The organism is Haoranjiania flava (genome assembly GCF_025631005.1).
GTDB classification, from domain to species: Bacteria; Bacteroidota; Bacteroidia; order Chitinophagales; family Chitinophagaceae; genus Haoranjiania; species Haoranjiania flava.
The window spans coordinates 26,296-49,668 of record NZ_JAOTPL010000019.1 but is presented as its reverse complement, the minus strand read 5'-3'; the positions used below and the strand labels follow the sequence as shown (position 1 = coordinate 49,668).

Here is a 23,373-nt window from a genome sequence, read left to right as displayed (position 1 = left end):
ACAGTACGGCTGGAAGCCGGAGTACTCTGCCCGAAAGAATCAGCATGCTCTTTAAGGATCCATCCTGATTTTTTTATTAATGAATGCCACTTAAATGCTTTGCGCTTTCATATCTTAAATTCTGATAAGTAGTATAACTAATAAAAAATTCAGCAACGGCTATGCGGCATTTGCAATGTCTAAGCTAACAGGAGATTTGAACTCTCCCGATACGGCTTCGGGATTACAACCGCAAAGAGCAGCTGACCATCATAAATTATTGACCAACACATAGCTTTGTTGATGTGTATGCTTTTATTATTTTCCACTTGTGCCGATAGTTATCGGAACTTTTAGATTTAGGCGCTTTCAACCAATGCTTAATCTTTATGGTTATTCATTAAAATTAATATTTTTTTGAGTTGTAAACAATAAACTGTGCACCCAGCATCAGCGGGATGAGGTGTAAACATGCAAATTCTATAAAGACCAGCATTCCTCAACTTTAATACCCGGCTACGCTGTCATCGCCGCGTGAATCGGCGGCTGTGTTCAGGCCGCGCTTTTCAAACAAGATCATTTCCACTCTTCCTATTTGCCCGCGCTGGTTTACCGTATGGCCTTTTTTCTCTAATTCGGAAACAACAAATTTCGGGAAACTTTTCTCCACATCAATCCGGTCTGGCAGCCACTGGTGATGAAACTTAGGCGCATCAATAGCTTCACGTGGCAGCATCCTGAAATCAATTACATTTACTATGCTTTGTAAAACAGATGTGGGAATAGTAGTACCTCCCGGTGTACCTACCACCATGAAAGGTTTTTTATTTTTAAGCACCAGTGTGGGAGTCATAGAGCTGAGCATTCTTTTACCGGGCGCGATTGCGTTAGCCTCCCGGCCCACAGCTCCGTAAACATTGGGCACTCCGGGCTTAATGCTGAGATCGTCCATTTCATTGTTCGTAAAGAAACCGGCGCCGCCTACCACTACCTTACTACCGTAAGACGTATTGAGCGTAGTGGTTACAGCTACCATATTTCCGGCTTTATCTGCAATACTAAGATGTGTAGTCTGGTCACTTTCATACACGTTGCCATGTTGCATCTCTTTGCTGACTGATGCTTTTCGGGAATCAAATGTTTTCATTCTGCCGGTAAGGTATTTAGCCGATAATAGTTCTTTCTCCGGCACTTTATAGAAATCGGGATCGCCCATGTATTCAGCTCTGTCAGCATAAGCTCTCCGCTCGATCTCAGCAAGCAAATGCACTGCCTTTGCGCTGTTGTGGCCATAGGACTGCAAAGGGAAAGGCTCAGCCATTTTCAACATCTGCCCAAGTAATATGCCTCCGCTGCTGGGCGCCGGAAAGCTGATGACTTCATAGCCCCTGTATGAAAAAACCACAGGCTTGCGGTGCTTCGCTTTATAGGCTTTTAGATCTTCTGCTGAAATAATGCCCCCGCCTCTTTGCATTTCTTCTGTCAGCAGCCTTGCAGTCTTTCCCTCATAAAATCCTTTGGCGCCGTGATCGCGGATACGTTTCAGTGTTTCTGCCAGCTCAGCCTGAATCAGCACATCGCCTTCCATCCACTTCCGGTCTTTGGTAAACGCTGTGGGCATGGTATTGTATTTCAGTAAATCTTGCTTGATAGCGTTAAGATTAGCTGCTTCTTCTTTGGTGATGGCAAAGCCATATTGTGCCAGTGAGATAGCAGGGTCTACCAGGTCTTTCCACGGCAACCTGCCGTAGGCTGCTGTTGCTGCAAGCCCTGCTACCGTACCCGGCACGCCGGATGCGAGGTGCCCGTTTACAGACAATCCTTCAACAGGCTTACCATCTTTATCCAGGTACATATCCCTGTATGCTTTAGCGGGCGCTGTTTCCCTGTAATCAATAGCTACCTGTTTGCCGGCAGCAGTTCTTGCCATCAGGAACCCTCCTCCGCCAATATTACCCGCCTGCGGATAAACCACCGCGAGTGCAAACTGCACGGCAATGGCTGCATCAAAAGCATTGCCGCCCCGCTTCAATACCTGCACGCCCACTTCAGACGCCAGCGGGTGCGCTGTGGCAACTGCTGCGTTTTGGTAAGTCCCTGTTTTGGTAATGCGGTAACTGAAAGGGTCTATCACTTTTTCTTTGCCCACATACTTACTTTGAGACATTGCTACAGCGGAAAAAGATATGAAAGCGAAAAAGAGAAGCAGTTGTTTCATGTGTGTATAATTAATTTTTTCTGTTTGCCACATGGAATAGCCTTTATTCATTCGCGGTTGGTATGCAACTTTGCTTATGGCTATTTTATGTGTGTATTTTTTATGCTTTTAATGTGCTTATGGCTAATGCACAAGAATCTTTATTATACCAAAAATAGTTTTTTATTACTAACAATCCTACGCTTACTGATGGTTTCATTCTTGCATACGTAACTGTTTAAGTTGGTAAGATATTTGATATAAATCTTAGCTTTGTACCTATTACTAAATTTAAAACACTAAAAATGAGAAATGCTTTATTAATTATTATTGTTCTCGTACTGGTTCTGGCAGGATGCGGCGGTTGCAATACTTACAACACGCTGATAGGCCAGGATGAAAATGTAAGGAACAAATGGAATAATGTAGAGAGCCAGTACCAACGCAGAGCCGACCTTATCCCTAACCTGGTAGCTACTGTAAAAGGTGAAGCCAACTTTGAAAAATCTACATTGGAAAATGTGATCAATGCGCGTGCTTCTGCTACGCAGATGAAAGTAAATGCCGAAAACCTCACGCCTGAAGCGGTACAGCAATACCAGAATGCACAGGGACAATTGTCACAGGCGCTGGGACGCTTATTGATGGTTGCCGAAAATTATCCTACCTTACGTGCAAACGACGCCTTCAGAAACCTGCAGACTCAACTGGAAGGAACTGAAAACCGCATAACCGTGGCAAGAAATGAATTCAATACTGCAGTGCAGGAATACAACAACGTGGCACGAAGGTTCCCGGGCAATATTTTCGCCGGCATGTTTGGCTTCAGACCAAAAGAAGGTTTCAAAGCAGATCCCGGTTCGCAAAATGCTCCGAGCGTAGATTTCAGCAACCCGGCAACAGATACCAGCAGATAATGATAAAATTCTTCAGGACAAAATCCAAAAACGCCTTCTTTACCGAAGAAGAACAGAAACAGATCATATCCGCCATCCAGCAGGCAGAGATGCATACGAGTGGCGAGGTGCGGCTTTTTGTGGAAAGCAAGTGCCAATATGTAAATGCACTTGATAAAGCGGTAGCTATCTTTGAACACTTACAAATGCACCAGACTGCCAACAGGAACGGTGTGCTCATTTACATAGCTTTGAAACATAAGCAGCTGGCTATTTTCGGCGATGAAGGCATTCATCAGCGTGTAGGAAAAGAATTCTGGGATAAAGAATTACAGAAGATTATTTCGGAATTTAAGAGTGATCAGTTTGTTGCCGGCATTGTAAATGTGATCAACGATATAGGCGCTGTACTGAAGACACATTTTCCTGCACCGGCAGAAAACAACAAAAACGAACTGCCGGATGATATTATCTTCGGGTCTTAATCTTTTTAATTCAACATTTTGTACCGTACCAATAAATTTTTACTATCGTTCCTGGTTGCCTTGCTCAGCTTTATGCAATTGCATGCGCAAAACATCCCGCCCAGGCCAAACCGCTTAGTGGTGGACAATGCTAATGTGCTCCTGCCCGAACAGGCTGATATACTGGAAAGAAAACTGGTGATGATAGACGACAGCACATCTAACCAGATCGCAGTACTGGTAATCCCTACGCTGAACGACTATCCGATAGAAGACTACGCGTACAAGGTTCTAAAGACCTGGGGCATAGGCGCCAAAGAAAAAAATAACGGTATACTCTTACTGATCGCACTCAACGACCGGAAGGTAAGGATTGAAGTAGGCGGCGGGCTGGAAGGCGCTATCCCTGACATTACTGCCAAAAGCATTATAGATAACCATATTACTCCGAATTTCCGTGCAGGAAACTACTATCGTGGTATCGACGAAGCAACCGATGCTTTGGCGAAAGCAGCCATAGGTGAATACCGGGAACCGCGTCAGGCAGAAAAAAAATCAAAAGGTATCAGCCTGTCTTCCATTATCTTTCTCGTGCTGGTGTTTATATTTATCATGCGTGCATTCCGCGGTGGCGGCGGAAAAGGCGGCAGGGGCGGCGGCATGGTTAGCCGCAGAGGTTATGGCAACTATATTCCACCCATTTGGATAGATACCGGCAGCCGCGGCAGCGGCTGGGGCGGAGGCGGCTTTGGCGGCGGAGGCGGAGGCTTCGGAGGGTTCGGCGGTGGAGGCGGCTTCGGCGGAGGCGCCAGCGGCGGATGGTAATTATAGTGTTGCTAACACAAAGCATAATCTTTTCCAAACTTTATTTTCTGCATACGATTTGGCTTTGATTTTGCATATAAATATTTCATTACCAGCCATATACTATGGCAATTCGTTAACTATTAAAACAGAAAACTATGAGCACATTTTCAGAAAAAGTAAGAGGAAACTGGAACGTTGTAAAAGGCACCCTTAAACAAAAATGGGCAGACCTGACTGACGATGATCTTTTATACGAAGAAGGAAAGGAAGATGAATTGTTAGGCAGACTGGAAAGGAAAACTGGTGAAACCAAAGAAAACATCAATTCTTTTATTGATGATATTAAGTTTGATGAATATTAGTCTTTACAACACCAGATGAAATAGCGTTCCAAAGCGGGACGCTATTTTTTTGCTGCCAATAGGCAAATAGGCAGATTGATCAAAAAAGATAAAGAAATATAATGCAAAAAACTTAGCGGCTCAGTATGTTCATGGCAATAATAGTGTACCTTGTGCCAACCTTGTAGCCCTTGTGTTTCAAATGATTTATTAAGGATGTTTGCCCGGCAAATAAAAATCCAAAAAAAACTTAGCGCCTCAGTATCTTCACGGCAATAATAGTGCACCTTGTGCCAGCCGTGTGGCCCTTGTGTTTCAAATGATTTATTTAACCACCGTGCTTGCAAAGGAAATACAATCCAAAAAAAACTTAGCGGCAATATTGCCCTGTTCATTATCCCCAAAAACTTTTCAGTAAAATGTTCAGCGACCAGATAATTACCAACAGTCCTACACCGATGAACATTGTTTTTACAGGAAGTTTTCCGGCAAGGCGTGCAGCAATGGGTGCTGCTAAAATGCCGCCGAGGATCAATCCCAGGATCACCTGCCAATGGCTTAAGCCTAAAAATGAAAAGAAGGTTAGTGCGCTGGCGAATGTTACAAAAAATTCTGCCAGGCTCACTGTGCCTATCACGTAGCGCGGCGTCTTTCCCTTTGATATCAGCGTGCTGGTAACCAGCGGCCCCCAACCTCCGCCTCCGAATGAATCCAGGAAGCCGCCTGAAAGCGCCAGCCAACCGGCGCGCTTTACTTTTTTTGAACGCCGTCTTTTTTTGAATGCATTGTATAAAATTCTTGAACCAAGCAACATGGTGTACACCGCAAGCAATGGCCTGATGTAGTCTGCGTGCTTAATGCCTAACACAGACAGCAAAACTGCACCAGCAATAGATCCCGCAACGCCGGGAATGATGAGCGTACGCAACAGTTTTTTGTTGATGTTGCCAAACTTATAATGACTGAAACCCGAAGCGCCACTGGAGAACATTTCTGCGGTATGAATACTGCCGCTGATAGCAGGAAGAGGTACGCCTACGCTGAGTAATGCAGCTGTGGAAGTAACTCCGTAACCCATGCCCAGCGCACCGTCCACCATTTGAGCAACAAAACCGATGGCTATCATCCAGTAAAAAGTCTTATCCAGTGTAGAAGCTAAAACACCGATCTCTTTCAATGGTATCAGCGAAATAATGATGTATCCAAATATCATAAAGAAGAAGGCCCCCAGGCTCAGCCAGGCTATTTTCTTCCACTTTATTTCAGATACCGATTGTTGTGACCCCGGCAAGCCGTTATGCAGCGAAAGTGATGAAGTAGCCTGATGCAGCGTGTGCACTTTCTCTGTAAAGTTGCCGTGTATTTTATTCCTTATAGCTTCGAGGTTGTCCAACGCACACTCTGTTTCATCAGGAATTGCATCTTCCAAAATGGCCTTGAGCCGTTTGGCAAATGTGGGAGATTTGCCATTGGTAGAAACCGCTATTTTTAAACTTCCTTTAGCGGCAACAGAGCTTAAATAAAAATCACACATATCCGGCTTATCTGCCACGTTCACCAGTAAACGCTGCTGCCTGCAATCTTGTGCAAGCTGGGCCGAAAGCTGCAAATCATTCACTGCTGCGAATACAATATTATAACCTTCAAGGTCGGTATATTCATATTCTTTTTGAATAATTTCTATGCTGTACCTGCGTTGCATCTGTAAAATGCGGTCATCAATTTCCTTTGCTATTACTGTCACCTTAGTCAATGGCGCATTCTTCATGATCGCTGAAAGCTTTTCCACACCTACGTTTCCGCCGCCTATCAGCAATACACGCAGGTTTTCAAGCTTCAGGAAAACAGGGAAAAGATGATTAGCAGTTCTGCAGTTTTCTTCGGTTGGGTGCATCAGCATTTTTTTTAATCCTGTAAAAGTTCATCATCCGCCACCTGCATAAGTAGGGTAGCCACAGAATCCTTGCCGCGCCTTACTACTTCACTTTTGTGAAAAACGAGCGAGGCCTGTGGCAGGCTGTGTGTGAGCCACACGTTTGCACCAATGATGCTATCGCGCCCGACAACCGTATCTCCGCCTAACACTGTAGCTCCCGAATATAGAATTACATTATCTTCAATTTTCGGATGTCTTCTTTCAGCACGCTTATTTTTTTCTGAATTAAATGCGCCGACAGTCACACCCTGGTAAACTTTCACTCCATTGCCGATGACAGCAGTTTCACCGATCACCACGCCTGTACCATGATCAATAAAAAATTCTTTGCCGATGGTAGCGCCGGGATGTATGTCTACGCCTGTTTTGCTGTGGGCATATTCTGAAAATACGCGCGGCAGTATTTTTATATGTTGCTTCCACAATGAGTTAGCAATACGGTAAACGCTGATAGCATAAAAACCGGGGTATGCATTGAGCACCTCTGCCAGGTTTAAAGCCGCAGGATCATTGGCAATAAAGGACTTGGCATCATTGAGCAGTTCCTCGTAAAGTCCGGGCAATTCACTAAAGAATTTTTCGGCGGCTTCCTGTGCCGCAGGCACGTCGTGGGTTACTTCGTAGATGAGCGTAGAAAGATGATTTTTTAAAGCGTGAAGCGTTTTTTCTATTTCGTGCTCCTTACTGTTAATGCCCTGCCTGGGAATAAAAAGAAAATTGTATAAATGATCTATGAATTGCTGGCTGAGTTCCTTATCCGGCAAATGCGCCTGTATAGTATTGTGATGCCTGTACAGGCTTTGTTTGAAATCTTTATTATGCATATGTTTGATTTAAAATTTTGCGATGTACGAAATCCCCGAACGGCTCTGCTTCGTTTCTTTCATTTTTAAATTGAAGGAATAACGCATCCAGCGTAGCCAATATTTGCTGTTCGTCAATATTGGGTTTAAACAACGTGTTCAATCTCTGACCGATCACATCGGCTCCTATCATCAGGTTGTAATGCCCCGGAGCAGTGCCCACCAGCCCGATCTCCGCCATGTAAGGACGCGCGCAACCATTAGGGCAGCCGGTCATGCGGATAGATATATGCTCGTTCAATAAGTCATGCCTGTCAAGCAATGCTTCAACTTTGGTTAAAAATGCCGGCATATAACGTTGCGCTTCCGCAAGCGCAAGGCCGCAGGTGTTGAGCGCCACACAGGCCATAGCGCCTTTTCTTACAACCGATGACTGTTCTGTATTTTGTATAATGCCGTATTTATGCAGGATGCTTCCAACAAAATCCTTATCTGCATCAGCCACATTGCTGAGTACAATATTCTGATTGCAGGTAAAACGGAAATCGGCCTTGCCGGAAGCCGCTATCTCCAGGAATGCTGTTTTGAATTGTACTTTTTCATCATCCAGCACCCTGCCGTTTTCAACGAAAGCTGTATAAAACCATTTGCCTTCATGGTTTCTGTGCCAGCCGTAATCATCTGTTCGCTGACTGAAAAAGTATGTTTCAGGATCGCTTAAAGCCACACCACTCCTTGCTTCTACTTCTTTTTTAAATACATCCACGCCCATTTTATCAATGGTATATTTCAACCTGGCAAACTTCCTGTCTTCCCGGTTGCCGAAATCTCTTTGCGTGGTAGCTATCTCATAAATCACTTTATCGGCATCTTCCTTTTTAATATAGCCCAACATACTTGCCAGCCGCGGATATGTATCAGGGTTGCCATGTGTAGCGCCCATGCCTCCGCCCGCAGCAACATTGAATCCTGCAAGTTCACCGTCTTTCACAATAGCAATCAGCCCTACATCGTTTGAAAAAATATCTACATCATTCAGTGGCGGTATGGCTATACCTATTTTGAATTTGCGTGGGAGGTAGCGCTCCTGGTACAAGGGATCATCTTCTGTTTTCTCCGCAACCTTCTCATCGCCTACAAATATTTCGTAGTAAGCCTTTGTTTTTGGCAGAAGCATATCGCTGATGTGGTGTGCGTATCGGTAAACTTCTTCGTGTACCTGCGACACCTGCGGATGCGCAGTAGCTGTTACATTCCTGTTGACATCACCGCAAGCCGCAATAGAATCTACTTTCATCAGGTTGAAAGCTTTGTGCGTTGGTTGTGCATGGCGTTTCAGAATGCCGTGCAACTGCAATGTCTGGCGTGTAGTGATCTTGATGATACCTGTAGAATATTTACCCGCGATGTGGTGCAGATCCTGCCACTGTGCAGCAGTCAGAAAGCCGCCGGGCAAGCGTAGCCGCACCATAAAGGAGTATAAGCGCTCCAGCTTTTTTTCAGCCCTTGTCTCTCTTTTATCGCGGTCGTCCTGCTGATACATACCGTGAAATTTTACAAGCTGCGTATCGTCTTCTTTTATGGCTCCGGTTACTTCATTGTTGAGGCCTTCAAGCAGCGAGCCCCTCAAACCTTTACTTTGTTTCTTTATTTTCTCTACGGTGCTTTCCATGATGTGATGTTGGTGAATGGTGAATGGTGAATGGTGAATGGTGAATGGTGAATGGTAAATGGTAAATGGTGAATGGTGAATAGTGAATAGTGAAATGTAATTTTTAAGATGCCCTAATCTGCAATCTGCAATTATCAGTACACATCCTTATGATACCTGCCTTCTTCAACCAGCTTTTCGAAATATTGTTTTGATTCACTTTCATTAATACTTTTTTCTCTTGAAATTATTGACAGCAGAGCGTTTTCAACGTCCATGCTCATTGGCTCGCGTGCGCCGCACACATAAACATGAGCGCCATTTTCTATCCAGCTAAACAGCTCCTTGGCATGCTGCAGCATCTTGTGTTGCACATAAACCTTATGCTCCTGGTCTCTTGAGAACGCGCCGTTGAATTTTGTGAGCACGCCTGTATCTAAAAATGATTGTATTTCTGTCTGGTACAGGAAGTCTGTGGTAAAATGTTGCTCCCCGAAGAAGAGCCAGTTGCGACCGCCGGCTCCTTGTGCATCACGCTCAAAAAGAAACGAACGAAATGGCGCTATTCCTGTTCCCGGGCCGATCATGATCACATCTGCATCTGCGGCAGGCAGGCGGAAGTTTTTATTGCTGTGTACATAAAAATCTACTTGTGTGCCAACCGGAAGGCCGGTGAGATAGTCCGAGCAATGGCCGCACACTTCTTTGTCATTCACACTGAATCTATCCAGCGCTACCGTGATATGTACTTCATCTGCAGCTGCTTCAAGCGATGAAGAAATAGAATATAGCCTTGGGGTAATGGGTTCTAAAATTTCTACAACCCGGAAGAATTCTTCCCGTCCGCTCACCGGGTATATTTTCAGCAGATCCTTAAGATCCATACGGGTTGCGGGGATATTATTACCCGTGATCTCAGCGTATTTTTTCACCACGCGTTCCGGCAGGTAAGCAACCTGCACCTTCTTGGCCAGCAACGTATCAATGTCGGTATGCTGGTCGCGCCAGGTAACCTGTTCGTTCTTATCAACAGCAACTGTCTTCAATATTTCCTCTACAAGCTCCCTGCTGTTTACAGGCACTATACCAATGGCATCGCCCGGCTCATAAGCTAAATCTTCAGCGCTGATCTCAATATGGTGGGTCGCTTTTAAAGAGCCTTCATCATTGAGGTTAATATTTGTAGTGATGATACCGTTGTAAATCTTTCTTGCATTCGCCTGCTTTTTGGCGACCGGTACGCCAGAAGCCTGATGAGTACTGCCTTTCAGCGCACTTATGACATTTGCAAACCATTGCGTTGCATCCGCTTCATAGTTGGTATCGCATTTTTGTAACGGGAAAATTCTTTGTGCACCGCGCAATTCAAGTTCTCTGTCTACATCAATACCTGCCTGGCAAAACAAGGGATACGAACTATCACCCAATGCCAATACACCAAATTTCAGATCAGGTAATTGTAAAGCAGTATTGTGAAGTGCATGAAAGAATTTAGCTGCTGAAAGCGGTGGCTCGCCATCACCTTGTGTGCTGATGACAACCACTACATTCTCTTCTTTCTCTATATCCTTGATCTTGTATGTTTCCGCAGGAGCTAATTTTACTTTAATTCCGGATTTTTTCCCTTCAGCAGCAAACTTAGTAGCCAGCGCTTTAGCATTACCCGTTTCTGTAGCGTATATCACGGAAAGCCGCGCAGTTGCTGTATTTTGTTTGCCTGGCGCTATGTCTTTGGCAGAAAGAATTCCCGACAAAAAGCCATTCATCCACACCAGTTCATCGGAAGATGCATCTGAGATCAGTTCTTTAAATAAGTTAAGCTTTGGTTCTATTAGCATCGTATTTTTTTATTAAGCAGTTTGTTTGATGGTGGTATCGTTGGTGATCGCAGTCCTTGTAGCATCTGGAAAATAGTTTCCGGAGAGGGTAGCATTTTTCTTCCACGCAAATTGCTGATGAAGGCTCACAACACTGCCTATCACAACGAGCGAGGGAGAAACAAATTTATTGTTTGTAATTTTATCTATGTCATTGAATTGATAAATATGCACTTTCTGGTAAGGTGTGGTGGCCTGCTCTATGATGGCAATCTTTTTATTTTCATCAACCTGGCTTTCTATAAAATGTGCGGCCAGTTCTTTCCAGTTCGCCCCTGCCATGTAAAACACAAGCGTATCTTTTGTATGCGCTAATTCTTTCCAATCTACATTATCTTCCTGCTTGTTTTTACCGGATGACCATGTCATGAAACGCACGCCACGGCTATGTCCACGGGCAGTAAGCGGCATGCCTGCAAATGCAGATGCACCCGATGCTGCAGTGATGCCTGGTATAATTTCATAAGCAATATTATTTTGCGCCAGTGTTTGTAATTCATCCAATACATTCGAGAAAAAAGCTACATCGCCGCCCTTTAACCGCACTACCGTGTTGCCTTGCTTAGCATACATAACTATTAAACGGTTTATTTCCTCCTGCGTTACAGACAGGCCATTTTTGCAACCATCTTTACCCACTAAAATTACTTTAGCAAAAACAGAAGCATGTGCGGCAATGATGTCTTTACTCACCAGCCTGTCGGTAAGTATCACATCTGCCATAGCCAGGTAGCGCGCTGCTTTCAATGTGATCAACTCCGGGTCGCCCGGGCCCGCGCCGGCAATAATAACTTTTCCTTTATGCATTATTCTCTATAATTTTGGTGGACTAATAAGTCAAAAAAATTGTTTGTCTTACACAAACAATTTATAGTTTACTGAAACAATACCGCGCCTACCGTAACGAAGCTTGTTTCATCTATTAAAATTGCGCCGCCTGTTTCTCGGATATTTCTATAACTGTCATAAGCCAATGGTGATGCGGTTTTCAGAGCAACCTTTACCACTTCATTTAGCTGTGCTGAAGAAATATTGTCCTCTTTTTCCAATGTGTTTACGTTCAGCCTGTATTTTATGTCTCTGATGATCACAATTTCTCTTCTGCTGTTGTGCTGCAAAATATACCTGTTGCGCACCTGCATAGGTTTTTCATCCATCCAGCAAACCAGCGCTTCTATTTCCTGTGCCACCTTCAACAAATCGTCTTCTTTCACGATCATATCACCACGGCTTATGTCAACATCTTCATCTAAGTGCAGTACAGCGCTCTGTGGCGCAAAAGCTACATCTGCTATTTTGTTGTTTACTTCCACGGCTGCAATTGTTGCGGGTACGCCTGAAGGGAAAACTTTTATCTTATCGCCTTTTTTGAAAAAGCCGCTTTCAATCTTTCCTGCATAGCCACGGTAGTCATGCAGTTCGTCTACTTGGGGGCGCAGTACCAATTGTACCGGGAAGCGTGCATTGGTAAGGTTTACAGAGCTCTGCACCTCTATAGTCTCGAGCAAATGCATGAGTGTAGGCCCTTGATACCAATTCATTTTTTTAGAAGCTTCTACAATGTTGTCACCATCCAATGCACTGATGGGGATGAAGTTGATGTCTTTTAAATTCAGGGCTTCAGCCACTTTGTTGTAGTCGCTGACAATTGTCTGAAACTTTTCTTCTGCGTAATCTACCAGGTCCATTTTGTTGATGGCAACTACTATGTGTGGTATATTTAACAGAGAAGCAATGATGGAGTGGCGGCGGGTTTGCTCTATTACGCCGTTGCGCGCATCTACCAGGATGATGATCAGGTCTGCATTTGAAGCGCCGGTAACCATGTTCCTGGTATACTGGATATGGCCGGGTGCGTCTGCAATGATAAATTTTCTCCTGGGTGTAGAAAAATATTTATAGGCTACGTCAATGGTAATGCCCTGTTCGCGTTCAGCGCGCAAACCATCAGTGAGCAAAGCAAGGTCTACAGATCCGTCTTCGCGCAATTTGCTGCTTCTCTCCAAAGCTTCAAGCTGGTCTATGAGAATATTTTTACTGTCGTACAGCAACCTGCCGATCAGCGTACTCTTACCGTCGTCCACACTGCCTGCCGTCAAAAACCTTAAAATGTCCATCTTATTTTATTGTTGAATAGTGAGACACTACTCATTTATTTATAATCCATTAATTTTCCTCTTTCCACTTCATTTCCATTCTCAACTATCCCTTATCCATTAATTAAAAATACCCGCTTTTCTTCCTGTCTTCCATAGCCGCTTCGGAGAATTTATCGTCTATTCTTGTTTCACCTCGTTCGCTGGTTCTTGTAGCCGCAATCTCATTAATGATGTCATCAATATCATAAGCTTCTGATTCTACGGCTGCCGTACAGGTCATATCTCCAACGGTGCGGTAGCGTACGTTTCGCCATTCTCTTTTGTCATTTTCATCAACCCTGATGTAGGGCGATACTGCTATCAGTTGCCCCTGGTGCTCTATTACTTCACGCTGGTGAGAAAAATATACAGCAGGCAGCTTTATATTCTCTTTGCGTATATAATTCCAGATATCCAGTTCCGTCCAGTTGCTGATAGGAAATACACGCACGTTCTCTCCTTTGTGAATTTTACCGTTGTACGTGTGCCATAGCTCCGGCCTTTGAAGTTTGGGATTCCAACCGCCGAAATCATCTCTTACAGAAAACACCCTTTCTTTTGCCCGCGCTTTTTCTTCATCGCGCCTTCCACCGCCAATACACGCATCAAACTCATACTGCGCAATGGCATCCAGCAAAGTGTAGGTCTGTAGCTGGTTGCGGCTGGCAAACTTGCCTTTAGGCTCGGTCAATCCTTTTTCCCGAATGGTATCTTCAACCTTACAAACAATAAGCCTTTCGCCGATATTTTTTACCAGCTCATCCCTGAAGTCTAATGCTTCCTGGAAGTTGTGACCGGTATCAATATGTACCAGCGGGAAAGGAAACTTGCAGGGACGAAATGCTTTCAATGCCAGGTGTACCAATACAATAGAATCTTTTCCGCCGCTAAAAAGCAGTGCGGGTTTCTCAAATTGCCCGCCTACTTCCCTGAATATATGAATCGCTTCTGCCTCTAATTCTTCTAAATAATCTAAATGATATTGCATCCGTTTATATTTTGTTCGCTGCCTGACGGCTGATTTTTTTCTTCTAACAGCAACCGGCAATTATTTCTGTGTAGCTGATCTGTTATTTATGCACGTGCAGGCCGCACTCTTTTTTACTGTTGTCTTCCCACCACCACCTGCCGGCCCTGAAATCTTCGCCGGGCTTTATGGCACGTGTACAGGGCGCACAGCCTATACTGATGAAACCCTGATCGTGTAGTGGATTGTAGGGAACGTTGTTTTGTTTAATGTATGCCCTTACCTGCTCCGTTGTCCAATCCATCAATGGGTGAAATTTATATAAGCCGTGTGTTTCATCCCACTCGAGTTGAGGAAGGCTTTCCCTTGACGATGACTGTTCGGCACGCAGTCCTGTAACCCAGACTTTATTACCGCTCAACGCTCTGTTCAATGGTTCTACCTTGCGGATAAAGCAGCACTGTTTTCTCATGGCAGGTGATTCGTAAAATGCATTGATGCCATTGGCTTCCACGAATGCCTCAATATGTGCAGCATCAGGGTAATAAGGTTTTATGTGCGTGCCATATCGTTCGTTGGTCTGGCTCCAGGTGTAGTAAGTTTCATAAAACATCCTGCCTGTATCCAATGTAAATATACTGATTGGCAAACGGCCGGATAAGATCATGTGGGTAATCACCTGGTCTTCCATTCCGAAGCTGCTGGAGAAAGTAACAGCACCCGGGAACTCATTGGCCAGAAAGCTCAAAGCCTCTACTTCATTGAGTTCTGCGATGCTGTTTAATAATATCTCACTGCGTTCAGCCATAATAGTCTACTAAATTAGGGGACAAATATACAGGCTTTGTTTTGATATACAAATATTCATTTCGTTATTTTATAAAATAATGAATGGGTGTTTTATTAAAACAAGTTTTAAACGTATAAATATTTATCAATTATTGTTTGAAACATAAGCCTGTGCAGCCTTCAGCATAGGCGCACTATTACACTTACGCGAAGTTTTATTTATGCGATCTGTGCATTCCTGATGCACTTTATGGTTAATGGCTCTGAAACATATGGGCCGCGAGGATCGCACAAGGCACGCAAATTTCCCGCTAAAAGTACTAAGGTTATTCCTGTTTATAAACGGGTGTGGTTACATCATGATAAAAAAGAAATGTCCAGCGATTGTTATTTCCAGTCTCCCACCACTCCTGCCTCAGCTGCATACATTTTTTGCCATCATAGTCGTACTTAGCAACAAAGCGGCTTTTCATCTGCACAAGCTGGGGCGCGTCATCGGCTCCGAAAAATGCCAGATCGCCATCTTCTTCTACCCAGAACACCTGGTGATACTTTGAGTGTGCTGCCGTAAGATCGTAATAAATATAATCGTCAATATTTCCATCGCCATTGATCAGCTCTACCTGCGGGTGGCCTTGCAAAAATGCCAGCCTTTCTGGTTTGTAGGAAGCTGAGCCGCCTGACAATGCATATTCCAGTTCTTTTTCCTGGATGTAGTATGTTGCATTCGGAAAAGCCATCTGCTGATTACCCTGCGCATCAGTAATACTCATTCCTCCAATATGATCCGTATGCAGGTGCGACATACAAACTTTGGTAACGTCTCCCGCACTTAGCTGGTGTTTTTGCAGGTTGTTCAATAGCTGCAAAGTACCAGCTTCTTTAAGCCCCAGGCCCGTGTCAAGTAAAATTACATCATTGGAAGTGATCACTAAAAACGGGGTAACCGCAACAAGCAGGCTGCCTGCATTCCTGTCTCCCAGCTCATCTTCTTTACTGTTGAAAGGCACCATCTGCTTAGATTTATCTACGGTAAACGTGCCTTCCTCTAAAGGAATTATTCTCATAAAACTATTGTTTTTGAGGTGCAAATGTAAGAAGAGTAATCATTTTACTTCAGCGGGAGAATGAAGGGTCTTGAAAAATTACGCTTTCCTTATAAACTCAGACTTTAATGCCATCGCGCCAAAACCATCTATCTTGCAGTCAATATTATGATCGCCATCTGTAAGGCGTATGTTTTTAACTTTGGTACCTGCTTTTATCGGTTTGGGAGCGCCTTTGACCGGTAAGTTTTTGATAATGATTACCGTATCGCCGTTTTGCAATTCATTACCATTGGCATCTACGATTTTGCCGGACCTGTTCTGGGGAGATTCCTGCTCTTCAGGATCCCATTCAAAAAAACATTGCGAGCAAACCATCAAATTATCATTGGGATAAGTAAATGCAGATCCACACTGCGGGCACTTCACTGTTTCAGGCATACAAATTTATTTTGGCGAAGATAGCCAATATTTCAGGGATTGTGCTTGTTATAAGAAACAGTATGTAGCGAAGGAAGCGACTAAGCGGGTTTTCCCAATATCAATCGTTACGCCGGTATTCTGCTTTTAAAAATGCCATGCTGCCGGCAACAAGGTTGTTTAAAAAAGAAGATAATTGTCAATTTATCCTCACAAAATTAACCGGATGACAAAAGAAATGCTGTGATGACAGGCGGCTTTTAGGCACTTAACAAAGTAATGGCCCCCGGTTTTTAGCAGTTGGGAACCAAACTTTATAAGTACGACAACAAACGGCAGAAGTTAGGAACAATCTAATTTAAAGGTCGGCACGATTATATTTTTGCATCAGACTCATTTGTCCACTTTCAGCAACATTGACATAATAATACTTTTTATCATCACGCAACAGCACTTTATAATTGTGGCCGTAGCTATTAAAAACCTCGGTTATATAAAATATCTCATGATATGCATATGTTTTCCTAATCCTGTTTAATATCATAGGAGGTAATTTATCCTCCTTGTAATAACTTATAGTCTGAATAAGATTGCCGGCATTATCAAAGGTTGCTGTTATACGCCGGTCGTTCTGGATAAACGCTGCGTCTGTGAATGTTTTATAAGAGCGCCAGCGAATTTCTGAAGCATCTTTAAATATTGCGCTAAAGGTTTCAATAGCTTTGTTATTTACATTTTGAGCAGGCATGGCGGCCATTAAGAAAAATGCCGACAATATTGAAAAAGCAATGAACAATTTTCTCATCTGTGTATTTTTTTAGGTGGGGAAATATTTTTATAAAGGTAAACCCCTCACAATAACCTTATATCCCCCGGAAGGAGTGATTTTTTGGGGAAATGAAAGTGCCGGGATAAATAGTAACCGGTTAAATGCTGAATGAGCAGGTCGCTACAAGCGTAGCCTTAAATATATTTATTATTCCGCGCAATCCGGATAGCATCTTCCCGGCAATTAACATCTAATTTGCTATAGATATTTTTAATGTGTGACTTAACCGTTTCTAGATCAATAAATAATTGTGCTGCAATTCTTGTTCTGCTTTTTCCTTCGGATATTTGCTCTAAAATCTCGATTTCTCTTTTACTAAGCGGTGAATTCAAATTTCTTTCAAAAGATTTTATCACCTGTTTGGCAATATTGGCGCTCATTACACCTCCGCCATTTATTATTTCCCTAATACTTTCTTTTATTTTTCCGAATGGAGTATCTTTTGTGATATAACCTGAAGCGCCGTTTTTCAACGCACAGAAAATAATTTCCTCATTTTCATATACAGTAATTATCAAAATAAAAACTTCGGGCAATATCTTTTTTATCAGGGGTATAGCATCTACACCCCGCATGCCCGGCAATTGAACATCAAGAAGAATTATATCCGGACAATCATCTTTCAATAATCGGTATGCTTCTTCGAAGGATGCATAAGAGCCTGATACGAAATAGCCGGGATCTTCTTCTAATAATGTTTTATAACCCTGCCGGATCACTTCATCATCTTCAATGATGCATACATTTATTAGCGTGTCAAGATTGGAACTCATTTTATTAAAATTTATATTGGTTTATAAATGAATTTTCAACAGGCAGGCTGTTCCGCTATTTTGAATTGAGCGTAATGAAAAACTCCCATTTATTCGCTGAACGCGTCTTTCTATGTTGGAGAGCCCATTACCTTTCGTCACGTTTGCCTCATCAAAACCTTTCCCGTTATCTGAATAATGAAAAATAATTACCCGGTCGATAATGGGCCTTATTTCAATTGTTATAGCATCACATGCCGAGTGCCGCAAACTATTATTGAACAACTCTTTAAAGATCATAATAATATTTCTGTTATACCCCGGAGGCAGCTGGACGCCTTCATCAACATGTTCAATTCCGAAAATCCGGAACTCAATGCTCGTGTCGTTAAATAGTTCATTGCCGATCTTTCGCAGCGTTTGTACTACTTCTAACAGGTTGGCATTTTCCTTAGACAAAGACCACACAATTTCTTTCGTGCCGGTATATAATGCAAGTGCATTCGCTTTAATTTGGCTTACAAGATGATTGTTTGCAAGATCTTCCGGGTTTAGTTTACTTTGTAATACATCCGTTAGAATGGTAATGCGGGTAAGCTTATTTCCCAACTCATCGTGAAAATCTTCGGCGGTTTGTTGTCTCAGCCTTTCCTGCTCTCTTGCCCTTAAAGCCTCTGATTCTTTACGATCCCTGATCCTTATCTTCACAAACACATAGTTTATTGTTATTCCTGACATGATAAGCATGGATATAGCCAGGATCTTAAACCATATAGATTTATAAAAAGGAGTGGTAATTGTAAAAGGGTATTCTGCTGTATTTTCAGATGCTATACCGTTAGGAATATATGCTTTAACCTGAAGAACATACTTACCCGGTTCCAGGTTTTTGTAGCTTAAAAAGGATTGAGCGGCAGGTTTGGTAAACGCTGTTTCATAACCTGCTAAACGGTAAGAATATTTTACAAGATGGGGATCTTTTAAATAAACGCCTTTTACTTTGAAGGAAATGCTGTTATTAGCATACTTTATTTGGGGCGCTGATGGCAAGTGATTCCACAGCGTAAATTCTTTTTTGGATAATGAGTCGTGCCTGACGTTTGACATTTCCACACTTTGGATCACGACATAAGGCCTGTACATTTTATTGTTGCCGGCCTGCCTGCTATATACGAATACACCTTTGGTAGTTCCGACCCATATATGCCCATTTGCATCTTCATATATTGCGTTGAGGTTTGTTTCTGAGCTTTCATATCCATCGGATCGGGCAAACCGTTTTACTTCAAAATCGCCATTGGGTTTCAGCAAGATCTGATGTAAGCCGGAAGTGGTGCCAATCCAGATTTTACCCTGGCCATCACATAAAACAGCAAATATATTATTATCCGACAGGCCGTTTTCAATATTACATACATGCAGAGATTGATTGCTGGTATTCCAGAAAAAGACACCATCATTACTGCCGATAATGACATAGTCTTTATACTTTGTAAGTGTATTTACTTCAAGCTCAGACAGCATAGGGATACCGGTAGTTTTAATTTTCTTATCTGCACCCATAATATACACACCTTTGGAAGTGCCGAAAATCACGTTTTTTCCCCAGACTAATGAACCGGTGACCATTAAACGCAAATCTGCAACCTGTTCAACTTTATGGCCATCTACAATAAAAGCCCCTATGGTGGTATTAGCAATTACGCCTGTTTTATAAGGTGTAAAAGAAAATATACCCGGCCTGTATTTTTTTAACAATGAAATTTCCTGGAAAGCAGCACCCTTTTTTATTAAACATCTGCTATCCATTGTACTTATGTAAAGATTTTTATTAGAATCAGTGCCCATACAGTTGATACCAAATCTGCTAAGCGATGAATAGTCTATTTTGGAAAAATTATTTTCGGAACCATTAAATTTTTGTAACCCGCCCTCCCTGGTACCGATTAAAAGGTTTCCGCTTTTATCTTCTGTGATGCCCATAACAATATTTCCAAACAATCCATGAGATTGATTAAACTGTAAAAATTCTCCATAGCTATATCTAAAAAGCCCTTGCCCGTCGGAACCAAGCCATATGTTATCATCTGCATCCTTAAATATGTCTATAATAAAATTTTCGCCTATACCGTTCGAAGAAGTAATTTCTTTTTTCAGCGTAAAATTTATTCCGTCAAAGATTTTAATGCCCTGTCCTGTTCCCATCCAAATATCTCCATTGGAGGCTACTTCCACGGAAAAAATATATTCTGATTGAATATTTGATACATAAGCTACCCTGTCCTGATAGATCTTGTACACGTTTTTTTTGTTAGAAATGGCGTAGAAGCCACCATTGCTTTCACACATATAGCGGATGGTTTCATTTGAAGAATGCAAATCAAATGCATTTTGTTGTTGCCATTCATCTTTTTTATACGTGTAAAACCCCTTGCCATATACATAAACCCAAAGTTGTCCGCCGCGGTCTTTATACAAACATGTCACGGGCGACCGGCTATCCTCTGAAACCGATATTTTTTCCAATACTTTATTCTTTACCCTAAAAAAGCTACCCTTGCGATCTAAAGCATAAATCGTAGCCCGGTCATCTTCTACTAAAGAAAAAAAATCATAATCGCTGAAATGGCCTTTAACAGGATAATTAATAAATTTTCTGCCGTCATAATATGACAATCCCTTGCGCGTACCTGCCCAGATACCGCCTTGTTGTGAATTGTATAAAGCTGTTATTACATTAGAGTTCAGCCCGTCTTTTTTGGTAAATAATTTAAATGAAGAGCCATCGAACCTGTTTAAGCCCCCGTAAGTTCCAATCCATAAATGTTTTTGGGGATCCTGTGTAATAGCAAAGACCTGCGATTGGCTGAGACCGCGCTCTACGCTAAAATTTTCAAAAGGTAAATTCTGGGAAAATGTTTTTATATGGCTACTGGCTAAACATAAAGTAGTAAAACTGTATTTGAAGATATCCCGGAACTTCATAATGGATAAGGTTGGTATGAATGCTTAACGGATAATTTTAAAAAAATAACAGTAGTTGAAATTGCGGGCGCCGTGATTTTCAAAGTTAAAATTACATCAGAAAAATATTCAAAACTATTCTTATAAAATTTACCTGGAGTACATTCAAAAATATGGATAATGAACAATTTTTCTTTCACCCTTTTAGGGGGATATTTGAAATTAAGAATCATAGCCCTATAAAGCTGAATATTTTTCTGCCGGCGGCAGCCATGTGTCATCAACAGAATTGAAGATTGCATAAAATAAGCGCTTTTCTAAAACATTGCCGCAACGCTTATACAATGCATGCAGGCTATAGCTCTGGGCAAAACTTTGTAGCCGTTGGGCAGCAAGGTATATAAGCTCTGTGAAGGATAAAATTACTTAGATATGCATAACAAAAACTTATTTTATTAAAAATCCCAGGCCCAGCTTTTCAATAATATTACCCGCCCAATTTACTGCTTTAGGTATGCGCTTTCCCGGATGTACACGCCGTGTGTACGACAGCCGGCAATCATCGTTGTAGTTACGGTAGCGGTTGTCATGAGACATGCCGGAGAGATAAAGCCTTTTGGTAAAGTAGCTGAAGGCTACTTCCCAGGCCGGTGTATTGTAGCCTATGCCTCCTCTGAAATATATATTGGGCGCAAAATTCCAGCGCCTGTTTACGGCATTATCCAGGCTAAACTCTTGTGTATGGCTTACATCTGCATTTAAAGTGCCCAGTGCCGAAACGAAAAAATGCCTGCCTATCACAAAGGTGTGCCCGTAGCCCACGTTGGGTCCGAAAAGTGTATACTTCACCATGTTTACATTGCTGTGCGCAAAATCTTTCTTATAGGCAGCCGGGATAAATGCACTGTCGCTTTGTGCAGATCCCATCAGGTATTCAACGCCTGCCAGGAAAGAACCTGCTGATTTCTTTTGCCAGCCATCAAACTTAAACGGCGGGCGAATGCTGAATTTTTTACCATTAAAAACCCAGCTTGCAGAAACACCAAGCAGTTTATTGTCAATATCCGGCCGTACATAGTATGGTTGCGCATTATAAGCAGGCAGGTTGTGAGCGCGCAGGTACATGCCGCTATACTTTTGAAAGTATACATCCAACACAAAGTTGCGCGCCATAAAATTGGTCTGCAGGTTGAGCGCCTTGGTTTTACCTTTTGATTTAAAATTTTTATCTATGGCGCTGATACCATAAGATGCGGAAACCGAAAACCAGTCATAGCCCACGCGCAGGCCAACGCCTGCAGGAGAGTTGCTGATATAGCTGATGTCTTCTTTCGCACCGGGAGTAGACAACGCAAGGCCATTGTAGCTTTTTACAAGGAATGGCGATATGATCAGTTTGTAAGGATAGCGCTCATAGTAGTTTGGATCAAACTTCAGCGAGTCGGTTTGAGCAGCTACTTTTATACTCAACAATAAAATGCAATAAACGGTAAAGGCTGCACGCATGTTGTATGCTTTACAAGAAGTTAAGAACATTTATCAATTCGTAAAGTTTTCTGATTTATCATTTTACAAGGAGCACGTTAGAAACTTTTCTTTCGCCGAAATGATCCCATTGTTTATTATCACAGGGATAGTTTACAACACCATTGTCCGGGAAGCCCCGTATCCACAGGGTTGTAGATCCGCCGCCGTCAAGGTTTACGGCAGATACACAACCAAGCCAGCGCATGATTTTCTGCAGTTCCCACATATCTGCGCCCTGGGCGTTGGCATTCCTTCCATCTACAGTCAGCAAAATGGCGGTACCGTCTTTCCTTACTCCTGCTGCGGTACGCGGATGCCTGGCCGTATTGAATTTTTCATCACTGAGCTTTAATGATTCTCCATGCATCAACAACAAAGGGCCTGTTGCCAGTACGTCCGGAAAGCCGATCTCTTTTCCCCAATTATTTGCTGCATCAAATGCTACAATATGCAGCCTGCCTTTTTTATCAATCGCTACAGCGGCTGTTTGCCTTTGGCCAAGCCTGCCTGCACTCAATTCGCTGGTATCTATCACCACGTCATTGATCTTTAAATAATTGACCGATCCGCCGTTTTTTACATTAAAAAAAGACCCGTTCAGAGCTACGGCAGCGTTGTACTTTTTACCAAAATCGCTCGTTCTGATCAGATCTTGCTTTTCATAACCGATTGACAGTTTGGGTGCAAAGCATTTACCTTTTACTTCTACATAACTAATGTTCTGATTGGAGGCAAACAGATCTTTTGCGTTGAAATGATGTTTGAAAAATTGTACTTTGTATTTGATTTTCTGCTTCTGCCACCCGGCGCTTACAAATGACACAGAATCTGCATCCTGTGCAAAAACAAAAACAGACAGCAAACAAAAAACAACCGAAAGCAGCGACTTTTGCATAATAATATTTTTATCAAAGTAAACAAATAACATGCAATATATTAAAGGAATATTCAAAATTTAAAGATGGAGCACAAAAACAATTTCAACATCTT

General features: G+C 42.6%; 20 protein-coding genes. 4 read left to right on the top strand and 16 right to left on the bottom strand.

Going from position 1 to position 23,373, the window contains the following annotated elements; genetic code table 11:
- Nucleotides 1-484 precede the first annotated feature (484 nt).
- Nucleotides 485-2,197 (bottom strand): gamma-glutamyltransferase, encoded by a 1,713-nt coding sequence (gene ggt, locus OD355_RS11655; RefSeq protein ID WP_263038661.1) that lies wholly within the window; start codon nt 2,195-2,197, stop codon nt 485-487.
- Nucleotides 2,198-2,481: 284 nt separating this feature from the next.
- Between ggt and OD355_RS11650 the strand changes: the two genes are divergently transcribed.
- From OD355_RS11650 to OD355_RS11635, 4 genes are all read left to right on the top strand, one after another.
- On the top strand, nt 2,482-3,093 hold the full coding sequence (locus OD355_RS11650; RefSeq protein WP_263038660.1) for a LemA family protein: 612 nt from the start codon (nt 2,482-2,484) through the stop codon (nt 3,091-3,093).
- Nucleotides 3,093-3,557, top strand: coding sequence for a TPM domain-containing protein (locus OD355_RS11645; RefSeq protein WP_263038659.1), 465 nt, complete (start codon nt 3,093-3,095; stop codon nt 3,555-3,557). Before OD355_RS11650 ends, OD355_RS11645 begins: the two co-directional genes overlap by 1 nt.
- Before the next feature lie 18 nt (nt 3,558-3,575).
- Nucleotides 3,576-4,361 (top strand): TPM domain-containing protein, encoded by a 786-nt coding sequence (locus OD355_RS11640; protein ID WP_263038658.1) that lies wholly within the window; start codon nt 3,576-3,578, stop codon nt 4,359-4,361.
- 137 nt (nt 4,362-4,498) lie between these two features.
- The gene (locus tag OD355_RS11635; protein ID WP_263038657.1) at nt 4,499-4,705 is read left to right on the top strand and encodes a CsbD family protein; all 207 of its coding nucleotides are present in this window, start codon (nt 4,499-4,501) and stop codon (nt 4,703-4,705) included.
- A 373-nt stretch (nt 4,706-5,078) separates the two neighbouring features.
- On the opposite strand, the gene OD355_RS11630 is transcribed toward OD355_RS11635, so the two are convergent.
- From OD355_RS11630 to OD355_RS11560, 15 genes are all read right to left on the bottom strand, one after another.
- Nucleotides 5,079-6,578 (bottom strand): TSUP family transporter, encoded by a 1,500-nt coding sequence (locus OD355_RS11630; protein WP_263038656.1) that lies wholly within the window; start codon nt 6,576-6,578, stop codon nt 5,079-5,081.
- Between the two features lie 11 nt (nt 6,579-6,589).
- Entirely contained in the window at nt 6,590-7,444 is an 855-nt protein-coding gene (gene epsC / locus OD355_RS11625; protein WP_263038655.1) for a serine O-acetyltransferase EpsC, read from the bottom strand.
- Complete coding sequence (locus tag OD355_RS11620; RefSeq protein ID WP_263038654.1) at nt 7,437-9,095, bottom strand: NADPH-dependent assimilatory sulfite reductase hemoprotein subunit; 1,659 nt, start codon at nt 9,093-9,095, stop codon at nt 7,437-7,439. Before OD355_RS11620 ends, epsC begins: the two co-directional genes overlap by 8 nt.
- A 134-nt stretch (nt 9,096-9,229) precedes the next feature.
- On the bottom strand, nt 9,230-10,912 hold the full coding sequence (locus OD355_RS11615; RefSeq protein WP_263038653.1) for a diflavin oxidoreductase: 1,683 nt from the start codon (nt 10,910-10,912) through the stop codon (nt 9,230-9,232).
- A 12-nt stretch (nt 10,913-10,924) separates the two neighbouring features.
- Nucleotides 10,925-11,758, bottom strand: coding sequence for a uroporphyrinogen-III C-methyltransferase (gene cobA, locus OD355_RS11610; RefSeq protein WP_263038652.1), 834 nt, complete (start codon nt 11,756-11,758; stop codon nt 10,925-10,927).
- A 68-nt stretch (nt 11,759-11,826) separates the two neighbouring features.
- The gene (locus OD355_RS11605) at nt 11,827-13,068 is read right to left on the bottom strand and encodes a sulfate adenylyltransferase subunit 1 (protein WP_263038651.1); all 1,242 of its coding nucleotides are present in this window, start codon (nt 13,066-13,068) and stop codon (nt 11,827-11,829) included.
- A gap of 103 nt (nt 13,069-13,171) precedes the next feature.
- Nucleotides 13,172-14,077: a sulfate adenylyltransferase subunit CysD gene (gene cysD / locus OD355_RS11600; RefSeq protein WP_263038650.1), complete on the bottom strand. Its 906-nt coding sequence runs from the start codon at nt 14,075-14,077 to the stop codon at nt 13,172-13,174.
- 82 nt (nt 14,078-14,159) lie between these two features.
- A complete protein-coding gene (locus OD355_RS11595) occupies nt 14,160-14,864 on the bottom strand; it encodes a phosphoadenylyl-sulfate reductase (protein WP_263038649.1) in 705 nt (234 codons plus the stop codon).
- Between the two features lie 307 nt (nt 14,865-15,171).
- A complete protein-coding gene (locus tag OD355_RS11590) occupies nt 15,172-15,912 on the bottom strand; it encodes an MBL fold metallo-hydrolase (protein WP_263038648.1) in 741 nt (246 codons plus the stop codon).
- A 78-nt stretch (nt 15,913-15,990) separates the two neighbouring features.
- Nucleotides 15,991-16,332, bottom strand: coding sequence for a zinc ribbon domain-containing protein YjdM (locus tag OD355_RS11585; RefSeq protein WP_263038647.1), 342 nt, complete (start codon nt 16,330-16,332; stop codon nt 15,991-15,993).
- A gap of 337 nt (nt 16,333-16,669) precedes the next feature.
- Nucleotides 16,670-17,116, bottom strand: coding sequence for a hypothetical protein (locus OD355_RS11580; protein ID WP_263038646.1), 447 nt, complete (start codon nt 17,114-17,116; stop codon nt 16,670-16,672).
- A 158-nt stretch (nt 17,117-17,274) separates the two neighbouring features.
- Complete coding sequence (locus tag OD355_RS11575) at nt 17,275-17,913, bottom strand: response regulator transcription factor (RefSeq protein WP_263038645.1); 639 nt, start codon at nt 17,911-17,913, stop codon at nt 17,275-17,277.
- Nucleotides 17,914-17,934: 21 nt separating this feature from the next.
- Nucleotides 17,935-20,877, bottom strand: coding sequence for a ligand-binding sensor domain-containing protein (locus tag OD355_RS11570; protein ID WP_263038644.1), 2,943 nt, complete (start codon nt 20,875-20,877; stop codon nt 17,935-17,937).
- A gap of 426 nt (nt 20,878-21,303) precedes the next feature.
- Nucleotides 21,304-22,392: a DUF4421 domain-containing protein gene (locus tag OD355_RS11565; protein ID WP_263038643.1), complete on the bottom strand. Its 1,089-nt coding sequence runs from the start codon at nt 22,390-22,392 to the stop codon at nt 21,304-21,306.
- A 28-nt stretch (nt 22,393-22,420) separates the two neighbouring features.
- A complete protein-coding gene (locus OD355_RS11560) occupies nt 22,421-23,278 on the bottom strand; it encodes a phosphodiester glycosidase family protein (RefSeq protein ID WP_263038642.1) in 858 nt (285 codons plus the stop codon).
- Nucleotides 23,279-23,373: the final 95 nt, after the last annotated feature.